Annotated in this window: 13 protein-coding genes; 4 read left to right on the forward strand and 9 right to left on the reverse strand. The window is 29.3% G+C overall.

Annotation, left to right across the window (positions count from 1 at the left end; all coding sequences use genetic code 11):
- Nucleotides 1-2: 2 nt before the first annotated feature.
- On the reverse strand, nt 3-1,061 hold the full coding sequence (locus tag Q1X91_RS04365) for a hypothetical protein (RefSeq protein ID WP_300753723.1): 1,059 nt from the start codon (nt 1,059-1,061) through the stop codon (nt 3-5).
- Between the two features lie 154 nt (nt 1,062-1,215).
- Between Q1X91_RS04365 and Q1X91_RS04370 the strand changes: the two genes are divergently transcribed.
- The 4 genes from Q1X91_RS04370 (at nt 1,216) to Q1X91_RS04385 (ending at nt 3,192) form a co-directional block, all read left to right on the forward strand.
- A complete protein-coding gene (locus Q1X91_RS04370; protein WP_300753725.1) occupies nt 1,216-1,611 on the forward strand; it encodes a hypothetical protein in 396 nt (131 codons plus the stop codon).
- Nucleotides 1,612-1,692: 81 nt separating this feature from the next.
- Nucleotides 1,693-2,139: a hypothetical protein gene (locus Q1X91_RS04375; protein ID WP_300753727.1), complete on the forward strand. Its 447-nt coding sequence runs from the start codon at nt 1,693-1,695 to the stop codon at nt 2,137-2,139.
- 16 nt (nt 2,140-2,155) lie between these two features.
- On the forward strand, nt 2,156-2,707 hold the full coding sequence (locus tag Q1X91_RS04380) for an RNA polymerase sigma factor (protein WP_300753729.1): 552 nt from the start codon (nt 2,156-2,158) through the stop codon (nt 2,705-2,707).
- The gene (locus Q1X91_RS04385; RefSeq protein ID WP_300753730.1) at nt 2,704-3,192 is read left to right on the forward strand and encodes a zf-HC2 domain-containing protein; all 489 of its coding nucleotides are present in this window, start codon (nt 2,704-2,706) and stop codon (nt 3,190-3,192) included. The genes Q1X91_RS04380 and Q1X91_RS04385 overlap by 4 nt, the downstream gene beginning before the upstream one ends.
- 4 nt (nt 3,193-3,196) lie before the next feature.
- Here the strand turns inward: Q1X91_RS04385 and purN are convergent, their stop codons facing one another.
- From purN to Q1X91_RS04425, 8 genes are all read right to left on the reverse strand, one after another.
- Entirely contained in the window at nt 3,197-3,760 is a 564-nt protein-coding gene (purN, locus tag Q1X91_RS04390; RefSeq protein WP_300753731.1) for a phosphoribosylglycinamide formyltransferase, read from the reverse strand.
- Nucleotides 3,748-4,761, reverse strand: a complete 1,014-nt coding sequence (gene purM, locus Q1X91_RS04395) for a phosphoribosylformylglycinamidine cyclo-ligase (RefSeq protein WP_300753733.1) — start codon at nt 4,759-4,761, stop codon at nt 3,748-3,750. Before purM ends, purN begins: the two co-directional genes overlap by 13 nt.
- A 162-nt stretch (nt 4,762-4,923) precedes the next feature.
- Nucleotides 4,924-5,601, reverse strand: coding sequence for a hypothetical protein (locus Q1X91_RS04400; protein WP_300753735.1), 678 nt, complete (start codon nt 5,599-5,601; stop codon nt 4,924-4,926).
- Between the two features lie 13 nt (nt 5,602-5,614).
- Complete coding sequence (locus Q1X91_RS04405; protein ID WP_300753737.1) at nt 5,615-6,523, reverse strand: hypothetical protein; 909 nt, start codon at nt 6,521-6,523, stop codon at nt 5,615-5,617.
- Between the two features lie 15 nt (nt 6,524-6,538).
- Nucleotides 6,539-7,084 (reverse strand): hypothetical protein, encoded by a 546-nt coding sequence (locus Q1X91_RS04410; RefSeq protein WP_300753739.1) that lies wholly within the window; start codon nt 7,082-7,084, stop codon nt 6,539-6,541.
- A 298-nt stretch (nt 7,085-7,382) separates the two neighbouring features.
- The gene (gene infB / locus Q1X91_RS04415; RefSeq protein ID WP_300753741.1) at nt 7,383-9,719 is read right to left on the reverse strand and encodes a translation initiation factor IF-2; all 2,337 of its coding nucleotides are present in this window, start codon (nt 9,717-9,719) and stop codon (nt 7,383-7,385) included.
- A gap of 29 nt (nt 9,720-9,748) precedes the next feature.
- Entirely contained in the window at nt 9,749-10,498 is a 750-nt protein-coding gene (locus Q1X91_RS04420) for a hypothetical protein (protein ID WP_300753743.1), read from the reverse strand.
- Between the two features lie 142 nt (nt 10,499-10,640).
- On the reverse strand, nt 10,641-12,134 hold the full coding sequence (locus Q1X91_RS04425; RefSeq protein ID WP_300753745.1) for a hypothetical protein: 1,494 nt from the start codon (nt 12,132-12,134) through the stop codon (nt 10,641-10,643).
- Nucleotides 12,135-12,316 lie beyond the last annotated feature (182 nt).

Consider the following 12,316-nt stretch of genomic DNA (forward strand, 5'->3'; position numbering starts at 1 on the left):
AATTATTTCTCAAAAGATTCTAATTCTTTGCATAGTTTTACAAAATCTTCATAAACAGTTATAGACTGCAAATACCGCAAATCAAGCATATATCCAGAATCAATATGCTTAAAAAATTCTGCATCCCAAAGATCAGTCTGTACAAATCCTTTTTTATAGTCATATTTATAAGGCTCAAACTTAAATGGATATGCTCTGAAGTATTTTACCTTAGCAAAACATAATTTATATATTCTAAATAATATACCTATAGTATCATTTCTATTTAAAAATTTATCAGTAAATATTAAAGTTTTATGCGAGTTTTCTTTCTCCTGATACCATCCTCCTTCCTCTTTTTTTAAATCATATTTTTTTATAATATTATCTTTATCCGATGAATAAAGCGAAGTAAAATCATAATCATACCTCACTTCTTCATTTATAAACTCTACACCTTCGCATACAATATAAAAATACCCGTTTATATCATCAGCCTTAATCTTTACTATAAGAGAAGATTTTTCATCTATGATATTTTTATAATCTTTAATATCATTAAAATCATCAGAAGCATAAAACACATCATACTCATTAGGGCAGGCATTAAAATATTTTGAACATTCTACAAGAGATGCATTTTTAAAAATTATTTCTATACTATGATAACAGCTTAAATCATTGCTGGCAACCATATGCAAATCTTTATCATAACTAGAAATCATAAAATCAAGCCACATATTATCTTTTATAATATTATTTATATTTTTTATTCTTTCTCTTAAATTAATAATATTAATCTCTTCAATATATTTTTGAAATTCTTCCTCCATATATTTAAAATTATTAAATGCTACTTTATCATCATGCTCTAATATTTCTATATATACAGCATCATCTATATAAAAAAGATATTTTTTATTATCATTAAATAATAAATATCCGTTTTCAGTTTCTTTCATTTCAGCATTAATTTTAGATTTTATGTGTCTTATCAAATAAAACATATCATTTTTGATGTTTTCGCTGTCAATGATTTTAATTTTTTTTGATTTTTCATCTAAAGAAATTATTTTATACATTTTTATATCCGAACCCTTTATATTTGTAATTATAATTATTATAGTACAAAAAATTAGTTTTTTAAAGATTAAAAATAAAGTTATTTATAGGAACTTTTATCTTTTTTTATTCGTCTAAAAAGTTAAACTATTGAATTTTATGAGGATTTTATGCATGAAAAAAATAATAATTGCTGCTTTATTATTTGTATTTAGCAGTTTATATGCTGAGGACAATTTTTACATAAATGATAATTCATTAAAAGTTATTCATGATGCGGGAGTTGAAATAAATAAAGAACAAAGAAAAAATATTGATTTAATAGTAAAAAAATATATGCCTTATGTAAGACAATTACTATTAGAAATAAAAGATATAGAATCAAAACTTAATAATGAATATAAAAAAACTGACATTAATTTAGATGTAATAAAGGAATTAATATTTGAAAAAAAGACAAAAGAGGCAGATTTTGACTATATTATAATGTCATGCGACTTGGATATATTAGAACTGTTTTCTAATGATGATATAAAAAGAATAAAATACTATATAATTTTTAAAAAATAGGGGAACTTTTAACAAGTTAATATCGTCTAACTAATTAAAGATAACAGATGATATATAATAAGTAACAGATAAGGAGATTCTATGAAAAAAATATTTTATGCGGTGTCTTTGATATTTGTATTGTCTTTATCTCTTTTAGGACAGCCCGGACCAAAAGGACCTGGACCTCATGGACCAAGACATAGAAGGGGTGCCGAATTTGATAAAAGATTAGGTCATGATCCTTTGCAGTATTTCAGAAAGATAGGTATAACACTTACTGATGAGCAGGCTGAACAGATGTATGATATAGCCATAAGATTTATCAATGAAGATGAACCTATAAGACTCGAAATAGAAAGAATAGATAATGATATAAGAATGGAGTTGATGAAAGAAAATACTGACAGAAATATATTAAAAGAACTAATAAGAAGCAAAAAAGAGCAGGAAGCCTTGAGAGATTATTTAAGGATAGTGAGAGATTTGGATATAATAGATGTACTTACTCCGTACCAAAAGGCTTTATTAAATAAAAAAATGCAGTAAAATAGGTTTATAAGGTATGAGCGGTGCTGAAATTATGGCGTATGAAGATAATATAGAAGCTTTTAAAGCAGGTAATGAAGAAGCTTACAAAGAGCTTGTAGAAATGTATAAAAAACCGCTGTTTAATTTGGTTTATTCTATAATTTCAAACAGCGAAGAAGCTGAAGAGGTAGTGCAGGACGTTTTTGTAAGTTTCTATATAAAAAGAGAAAGTTTTGAAGGCAGAAGCAAAATATATACTTGGCTTTACAGAGTATCTTTTAATAGGGCAGTGGATCATATAAGAAAAAGAGAAAGAGAGAAAAAATATAGAATAAAAGAATACAGAAACTCTGAAGTGCAGGAGTCCGACAATGATAATAGTATAAATAAGATTATATTAGCAGAAGCATTATCAAAACTGGAAGATGATTTTCGTATACCGCTTATGATGGCAGAATATGAAAATTATTCTTATAATGAAATATCTGAAATACTGGACTTGCCTGTTAATACAGTGAGAACCAGAATATTCAGAGCTAGGAAAAAACTTTTATCTATTATGAAAAAGATGGGGGTGACTTTATGAAAAACAATCATGAATATTATGAAATGCTCATAAGCAGATATAAAGACAATGATTTAGATAGTAATGAAATATTTGAAATGGAAAAACATCTATCTTCATGTAAATCATGTCAGAAGTTTAAAGAAGAGCTTGATTCTATGTCATCTATACTGTGCGGAAGAAAACCTATAGTAGTGCATAAAAAGAAAATGTTTAATAAAAATAAAATAATAGCTTCTGTAGGTTCTTTGGCTGCTGCTTTATTAATATTTGCAGGTGTTAATAGCCTATATAAACAGCCTTCTGATGATAATTCTGCTTTAATAGCATCATCTGATTTGAATAGTTCTTCCTCTTCAATGAAAACAGTTATAGACTATGATATAAGCGATGAAGATTATACACCATTATCAAGCTATTTCAGCTATAGCGGTGAAGAAAATACCGATGAAGGAAGCGGAGAAATATCAATAATGTCAGCTTATATTTATTATATGGGCAAATAAAAAATTAAATAGTTTTAGATAATTGCTTTACAGTTTCAGGCAGTATTCTATGCTCTTCTACAAGTACTCTTTTTTGTAAGGTTTCAGGGGTATCATCTTCTTTTACAGGTACTTTAGCCTGCATTATTATATCGCCGCCGTCTATTACCTCTGTTACATAATGTACAGTACAGCCTGATTCTTTTTCTTTATTTTCAATAACAGCCTCATGCACATGTATGCCATACATTCCCTTTCCTCCATATTTTGGAAGAAGAGATGGGTGTATATTAATAATTTTTCCTTTCCATTTTTTTATAAAATTAGTATCTACTATTGATAAAAAACCTGCTAATACTACCAAATCTATATTATCAAGATGTTTATCTATAGTCTTAAACAAATCATTTTTATGCATTTTTTTATCTATAATAACAGATGATATACCAAATCTTTTAGCTATACTAATACCTTTGCATTGTCTGTCAGCTATAACAATATCAATTTGATAATCATCTTTATCCTGCATCTCTATTAGAGAAAGTAAATTACTTCCTCCGCCTGAAATTAAAACAGCTATTCTAAGCATATTCCGCTCTTACCCTCATCTTCATTTTTTGCAATATAACCAATATCATAAGCCTCTTCATTCATAGCCTCTAAATCTCTTATAATATTATCTTTATCATCTTTGGACGCTATTATAACGAAGCCTATACCCATATTAAAAGTATTATACATCTCTTCTTCTTTTATGTTTCCAAGATACCTTATATAATTAAATATGTTAGGGGTTTGAAAACTATCTTTTTTAATAACTGCTTTATATCCTTTAGCAATAGCACGCGGAACATTTTCTATTAATCCTCCTCCTGTAATATGTGCCATTCCTTTTATATTGTATTTTTCTAATAGAGGAAGAACTTTCTTCACATATATTTTAGTAGGAACTAAAAGAGTCTCACCTATTTTTTCACCTTCAAATACGGCATTATAATCGCGTACAAGTTTTCTTATAAGAGAAAATCCATTGCTGTGAAAACCAGAAGAAGAAATACCTATAACAGCATCGTCTTCAGAAATATTAGATCCGTCTATAATTTTATCTTTTTCAACAACACCTACACAGAAACCAGCAATATCATAATCCCCGTCTTTATAAAACCCCGGCATCTCAGCAGTCTCTCCGCCTATTAAAGCAGCACCAGCCTCATAACAGCCGTCAGCAATACCTTTTACTATTAAACTAGCAGTTTCTCCATTTAATTTACCGCATGCTAGATAATCCAAAAAGAAAATAGGTTTAGCTCCATGACAAAGTACATCATTAACACACATAGCAACAGCATCTATGCCTACTGTATCATACTTTTTCATAGAAAATGCTATTTCAAGTTTTGTGCCTACTCCGTCAGTTCCAGATACTAATACTGGATTATTATATTTACCAAGCTCATACATAGCACCAAAACTTCCTATAGTATTAAGTACATTTGAATGCATAGTTTTGGCAACTACTTCTTTCATAAGAGAGACAGCCTTATAGCCCTCTTCTCTATTAACTCCGCTGTCTGCATAAGAAATACTCATAAATAATTCCCTTAATTTTTAAGATTATTTTTTATTGATGAATAAGATTGATATAGTATACCAATATTTTTTTTATTTACAAGAATAATTTTTTTATTTATAAAAAAAATAGGTATAGAAATAAAAATCTATACCTATTAAAAGCCATATTAATATATATTATTAAAATGCTACACCTACAGCAAGTCTTGGAAGAGGAACAAATCTTATACCATGTGTAAAAGAATATCCGAAATCTAATATAGATATATCTATAAAAGGACGTACAGGCCAATTAGCCCCCATTTTTGTAAACATATCTATCTTAAATCCCATCTCTCCAGAGATATAAAAATTAGCTATAGCACTTTTCTGTTCTTTACCAGCAGAATAATCCCTTCCATTAACTGCTAATATTGTCATACCAACTTTAGGAAGAAGGAAAAATCCATTGTCTTTATCTCTTTTATTGAAATAAAATCTTACCCCAATAGAAGCAGGTATAGCCACAACATCAGCATTATAGAACTTTTCATAATTACTTGTTCCGTTAATAGTTTTTACTCCATTGTAATAACCGCTGAAAGAGTATATACCGAAAGTTGCATCTATTGCCTGTTTAGGTAAATATCTGTAATTGTATGTAAACCTTATACCAAATCCGCCTTTAAATAACTTTTCAGCAGCACCGTTTTTAGGCTGAAATATTAGATTGGCAACACCAGGTAAAGTTACAGCCGAAAATATAGTAGTACCGAAATCTATACCAACAGCATGCTTTACATTTTCATAACTTGCAGCATAAATGACAGTATTAAAGGATAATATTAAAGCAAATATAAATATTATAATTTTTTTCATAATCTAACATCCATTAAAATCTTATACTAACGCCTATTCTAGGGAATAAACCTATTCTTAAATTAGAAATTATTTGAGCCCAGCCAGGAATACTTTCCCAAGCAGGTAAAGGTAATTGAACAAAACCTGCTGTTAAAACACCTAAATTTCCCTGTACTGCACTATATAAATTTCCAGTCCAAGGTCTTACATAATAACCTATTTCTAAAAGCCCTATATCAAGCATAGGTTTAACTCTCCATTCCTTAGTAGGAAATAATTCTATATTCCAGCCAATCTCATAAGAAATATAAACAGCCGCATCAGATACTGACTGACTAGTTTTTATACCAGTTAAGCCATTTTCTGTTTCTATAGTATAGAAAAATGCATCTATTCCTAAACGAAATGCATTATAAAACTGTCTTTTCTTACCATAAAATCTAACACCGAATGTAGCAGGCATAAATACAAATGAAGATTTGAATTTAGTATCAGAAGCAATTACAGCGGCATACTCTCCCTGACCCATAGTATCTAAAAGTTTGCCTGCATTTTCTTTACTTATATTAAGTGAATATGTACTGCCGTAAATACCTATTCCAGCCTCAAGAGCTATTTGATTATGTACAAATAAGGAATAAGTAACTGAAGGCAAAAACCAAGATGTACCTTTAGCTTCCGCATAATTAAGATAATCACCCATTGTACCAAAATTCACGCCCAAAAAACCTGCTATATGCTTTACATGAGTAAATATTGTATTAACGAGCATAGGAGAAAATACAGATACCCCAGGGTTAAAATTAAGACTTATCATCTGTCTTCCTTTAATCCAGCTGTAATCCTCTCCTGTAACTTCTGTAGACAATGGCAGTCCTTTAGCAAATACAATATTTGACAAACATAATAAAATAAATAATATTATTAAACTCTTTTTCATAATTAACACTCTTAATTAATTTATAATATCTCCATCTTTAAATCCGCCTGAAGATGCTGTTAGTATATTTTTTATCTCTTCATATTTTTCAGGCGGAAGATTAGTACCTGCAAGTATTTCATCAGCATTGCTTAAATCGATATTTTCAGCACCATTTTGCATAACGGTATTAACCAAATTACCAATAACAGCCTCTCCTCCTTCATCATCTAATACATCTAATATGGCATCAACTGCTTTTTTACCTTCCTGATTAAGAGTAACCACAGCAAGGTCAGGTCCCATAGGTACAGTTAATATATAATCGCTTGAACCATCATCTTTTTTGTATACTCCGCCTATACCAAGAACAGGACTGTCAAATGTATAATTTCCATCATACCCGTTATTTCCTGTTATTGTAAGAGTATTTCCATCTGCTTTGGCATTCTGCCAATCTCCAGACTGCATCTTTGATAAAACCAAATCTGAACCTGGTTTTGTTACTGTTATGCCTGTATTTTTCGTGCATGAAATAATAGACATAACTAATAATGAAATAGTTAATAAATATACTTTCATTTTAGATTTCCTAAATTATGTATTTTTCATGTTTATTGTTATATCATATAAAAAATAAATAAGCAATAATAAAAAATAAATATTTACATATTTTACATTATTTTAATGATAACTTATATTGTTTTTACAGTTTTATCACACATTTTATACATAATATTGAGATATTATATTTTAATATCATTTTTATATTTTATATGCATAAAACTATTATATTGAATAAATTAAAAGAAAATAAAAAAAGCAATGAATTTTATATAAATTCATTGCTTATATAATTATTAAATACACAAAAAATATATTATAAATCCTGTGCTATCTCTTCAATTTTAAATATTTCAAGTATATCGCCTTTTTTGATATCGTTAAAGTTTTCTATAGAAGCACCGCATTCATAACCAGTAGCAACTTCTTTAACATCGTCTTTTACACGTCTCAAACTAGAAATCTTACTTGTGTATATAAGTACATTATCACGCATAACTCTTACACTAGTATTTCTCTCTATTTTACCGCTAGTAACATAACAGCCCGCAATAGTACCAACTTTAGGAACATGGAATACATCTCTAACTTCAACAGTACCAATATCAACTTCTTTTTTGATTCTTTCAAGAGAACCTTTCATAGCATTTTGAATAGCCTCTATTGCCTCATAAATAATGTCATATCTTTCTATAGGTATTCCTAATTTTTCAGCAAGCTCTCTGGCTTTAGCAGAAGGACGTACTCTATAAGCAATAATAATAGCATTAGAAGCATGAGCCAAGTTTACATCGCTTTCAGTAACGGCACCTGATGCACTATATATTGAAACAAAACGTATTTTATCACTTTGTATTTTATTAAGAGCATCTCTCAAAGCCTCAGCACTTCCCTGAACATCTGCCTTTATAATAACCTTAAACTCTTTCATAGCATCAGAAGCTATTTTTTCATAAAGGTTTTCTAAAGTAACTTTAACATTAGCTTTCAAAGCCTCCTGCTGTTTTAACTGAACTCTCTTATCAGCTATAGCTTTAGCTTCTTTTTCATCAAGCATAACATTAAATGATTCTCCAGCTTCAGGAGTTTTTTCAAATCCTAGAACCTCAACAGGAGTAGAAGGTAAAGCCTTTGTAACTCTCTGACCCAAATCATTAACCATAGCCCTAACTTTACCAACTGAAAGCCCGCATACAAAATAGTCTCCGATTTTTAGAGTTCCGTTTTGTACAAGTACAGTACCAACAGGTCCTCTTCCTTGGTCAAGTGAGGCTTCAAGAACTATACCTATAGCTTCTCTGTTAGGATTAGCCTTTAATTCAAGCATTTCAGCCTGAAGTATAATAGCTTCTAATAATTCATTGATACCCTGTTTGGTTAAAGCACTAACACCTATATATTGAGTATCTCCTCCCCATTCTTCTGGGGTAAGTCCGTATTCAGATAAGGCTGCTTTTACTTTATCCATAGAAGCATTAGGCAGATCCATTTTATTAACAGCAACTATTATAGGTACATTAGCTTCTTTAGCATGATTTAAGGCTTCTATAGTTTGCGGCATAACTCCGTCATCAGAAGCAACAACAAGTATTACTATATCTGTACTTTTAGCTCCTCTAGCTCTCATCATAGTAAATGCTGCGTGCCCAGGTGTATCAATAAAAGCTATTTCACCGCTAGGTATTTTTACTTTATAAGCACCAATATTTTGAGTAATTCCGCCGCTTTCTTTTGAAGTAATATTACTATGTCTTATAGCATCAAGAAGAGAAGTTTTACCATGGTCAACATGCCCCATAATTGTTACTACTGGAGGACGAGGTTTTAAATCTTCTTCTTTATCTGCTTTTACTTCAATAGTAGCCTCTTCCTGTAAAGATACAACATTAACTTTACAGCCGAAATCATCAGCTATAATTGTAGCAGTGTCTGAATCTATTATATCATTAACTCTAGCCATAGTACCCATACCCATAAGTTTGGATATGATATCAGAGGCTCTTAAATTCATTTTTTTAGCCAAATCACCTACAGTAATTGTTTCCATTATGCTGATTTCTTTTTCAACACTGGCAAGTCTTTGTTCCTGCTGACGTTTTTTAGCCTGCATTTTATTAAAGATTTTATTTTCCTGTCTTTGAGCTGCTTCTGCTTTAGAATCTTTCTGAGAAGATTTTTTATCGTATTCTTTCTCTTTTTTTTCGTAATCTCTTTTCTTATTTTCTTTTTTGTTATCTTTCTTGAAAGAAGATACATCATCTGCAGGAGGAGTAATTTGCTGTAATTTATTATCTTTATTTTCTCTATTATTATTAAAACCTTTATGTTCTCTGCCGCCATGAGAATAATTCTTATTTTTATTTTCTCTATTATCCCTATTATCTCTGCTATTGGAATCTTTGTTAAAGTTTTTAGCAGCATTTTCAGAATTATTATCCTGTTTTTGAGCTTCCTGTTTATCGGCTTTATTATGTATTATAATTTTCTTTTTAACTATAACTTTTTTAACCTTTTTCACAGCTGCAGTTGCCTGACTATCATCATTATTACTGCTGTTATTATTAGCTTTTTTAACAATAATTTTAGGCTTATTATCAGCTTGCGAGCTTTCTTGATTTAAATTTTTTTCATTATTCTCATTTTTTTGAGACATTATTTTCCTTTCCCATTTATATTTAGATTTTAATTATTTGTTCTTGGCAATAAATCATTACTTTGAGGCATTATAGAAGTATTTGTTGAATTAGGAGCTCCTATTTGAGGAGGAAGTATGCTTGCTTCGCCCAAAACAGCTGTATTTCTTTCTATTACAGCTTTATCTTTTAAATCCTGTATATCCCTTTGGACTAATTGTTCTGCATAAGCATTTTTGTATAATTGAGCTATATAAGGAGCTGTTTCTGTATTATATTCTGTTATGCCATACATTTGAGTTAATTGCTGTTTAGTTTGTTCAAAGAAAGCCTGAGCCTGTTCCTGAGTTGGATCTGGTATATTTTTAGCTGCATCAGCAATAAGTTTAGTTAAATAATACTGAAACTTAACATTTCTTACGGAAAGGTTTATAAAATCTTTAGCTTCCTGAGTATCAAAGAATTTTTCTTCTTCAGCTTTTTTAAATAATAAAACAGTATTTATTAATTGGTCTGCATACATTTGTTTAGTAGCTGCATCATTAGCATATAAAGCTATTTGATCTGCTGTAGCTCCTTGAAGCACCAAAGCTGCTTCTAAATCTTTATTGAAGTTAGTTTGATTTACTGTGAAATCATCTATTTTTAATACCCAATCGCCTTCTCCGCCTTTTAGATAGGCTATAGAATCAGATGAGGAAGAACTGCTGCTGCTTCCATTTCCCTGATTTTGAGAGCAGGCTATTATAGGTAATGCTGTTAATATTAATAATAGTTTTCTTAAGTTTTTTAAACTCATAAAATTATACTCCTTAAAAAATAAAAAACAGTTTATTAGTTGTATAGTGTATCATATATAAATTTTTATGCAAGTAAAAACAAATAAATTTTTACATAGATAAATAAAAATAAATTATGCTCATTTACAAATTATTTTTTATTTATTTCTTTCCAGAATACATGCTTATTACTAAATTCGGCAGTTCTTTTTCTAATATTCCATACCAAATAGATTTTCTTCTTTTTAAGGTTTTGCTGCTCATAGCATAATTCATAAGTTTATTATAAGTTTCATTTGCCTTTTGAACATTTTGAAATATAGGTATATGATTAGCTGGAAATATCTCAGATATATTAGCTTCTATATCTTTTTTTATAACAACATCGTATATAGGCAAAACTTTCTCGTATCCTGCACAAATACTTTCGGCATATTCCAAAACCATTTTATCAAAATTCGGTATAGTTTTTAATAATCTTATTATCAAAGCAAAAGTATCTATAGCCTCTTTATAATTTTCTTTAACAACATATGCTCCATTAGCTTTATCACATAAATCGCATATAGTATTATTAGTATAGCTTGATATATATTCATTAACATGCTCATCTATTTGGAAAGGAGGCATTGATTTTGCAACTTTTGATATAAGATCCAAAACAGATGTAAACATTCTCTGTTTCCACAAATTGCCCTTAACACTTTTAATAAGCTCTTCCATCTCATTGAAAAATGATTCTTTATATTTTTCATCTGGATTAAATATAGCTTCTACTATAGGTATTTCTGTACCTTTAAATGATATCATGCCGTTATCATAAAAAGAGATAATATTCTTTTCAAAAATTTCGCTTTTGACTTTGCTGTTTTCTTTTAAGAAGTTGAACTGTAAATTTTTAGTTACTATTACTTTATTTTCTTTAGGTGCTAAAGTATTGGCTCTTGCCTGCATTCTTGCTGCATTATTAATTAAAAAACCTGATAAATCTCCGTCTTCTGTAATTATTAATGAGCTATTAGTATTGCCGCCTGATATTCCTGCACTTATTTTAAATTCTGGAAGACCTGATGTATCAACACTAGGATATTCATTTAATAATCTTTTCTTACTTAATACTCCTATAATTGCTATAGTGGCACTTAAAGCGTCAGTGGCAGTTGGGCATACCATAATAATTTCATCACCCTGCTTTCTGTGCGATATAACATTATAAAATTTTGTAACCTCGCTTACCTTATTTTGCATCAAATCATCTAAAGCATGAAGTTTGGATAGATTATTTTTATTCTCTTCGCAGAACTTTGTATAACCATGTATATCAAGCATTGCTATATAAACGTCGGCTATTGACAAACTTAATTTTAAATCGCCTGCAAAACTGTATTTCGGATTTTCACTTACAAACTGAGACCATAGTTTAGGATATGATTCTTTATCAAGATTATTAAAAAAGCCCCAATTAATTTTACGTATAATGTCAAATAAAGCTTTTAATATCGCTTTATGATCATGAACTTTTTCAAAATTAATGTTTTTGGCATAAGTAAAGATTTCTGAAAAGTTTTTTATATCTCCAGAAATTATCTTTTCTGTAAGAAATGCGTATAATTCATATTTAGAAGTGGATTGCGTATATTCCTCTATTTTATTCACTTTTTTCCTCTTACCTTATTTTTAAAAAAGATGTAATTATTACTTTAACTTATAAATAAAAAAAATCAATACTAATAATGAATTTATTTGTTTAAGAGCCATAGATATTGCACAGTTTTAGTTTAAAAAAAGGAGGTATTCCTTATAATTTAAATTATCACAACAAACAAAAAGGAATACCT

Source organism: uncultured Brachyspira sp. (assembly GCF_949287625.1).
GTDB lineage: Bacteria > Spirochaetota > Brachyspiria > Brachyspirales > Brachyspiraceae > Brachyspira.

Coding starts and splice junctions, on each gene's coding strand:
- Q1X91_RS04365 (WP_300753723.1), bottom strand. CDS start 1,061: ATGTATAAAATAATTTCTTTAGATGAAAAATCAAAAAAAATTAAAATC.
- Q1X91_RS04370 (WP_300753725.1), top strand. CDS start 1,216: ATGAAAAAAATAATAATTGCTGCTTTATTATTTGTATTTAGCAGTTTA.
- Q1X91_RS04375 (WP_300753727.1), top strand. CDS start 1,693: ATGAAAAAAATATTTTATGCGGTGTCTTTGATATTTGTATTGTCTTTA.
- Q1X91_RS04380 (WP_300753729.1), top strand. CDS start 2,156: ATGAGCGGTGCTGAAATTATGGCGTATGAAGATAATATAGAAGCTTTT.
- Q1X91_RS04385 (WP_300753730.1), top strand. CDS start 2,704: ATGAAAAACAATCATGAATATTATGAAATGCTCATAAGCAGATATAAA.
- purN (WP_300753731.1), bottom strand. CDS start 3,760: ATGCTTAGAATAGCTGTTTTAATTTCAGGCGGAGGAAGTAATTTACTT.
- purM (WP_300753733.1), bottom strand. CDS start 4,761: ATGAGTATTTCTTATGCAGACAGCGGAGTTAATAGAGAAGAGGGCTAT.
- Q1X91_RS04400 (WP_300753735.1), bottom strand. CDS start 5,601: ATGAAAAAAATTATAATATTTATATTTGCTTTAATATTATCCTTTAAT.
- Q1X91_RS04405 (WP_300753737.1), bottom strand. CDS start 6,523: ATGAAAAAGAGTTTAATAATATTATTTATTTTATTATGTTTGTCAAAT.
- Q1X91_RS04410 (WP_300753739.1), bottom strand. CDS start 7,084: ATGAAAGTATATTTATTAACTATTTCATTATTAGTTATGTCTATTATT.
- infB (WP_300753741.1), bottom strand. CDS start 9,719: ATGTCTCAAAAAAATGAGAATAATGAAAAAAATTTAAATCAAGAAAGC.
- Q1X91_RS04420 (WP_300753743.1), bottom strand. CDS start 10,498: ATGAGTTTAAAAAACTTAAGAAAACTATTATTAATATTAACAGCATTA.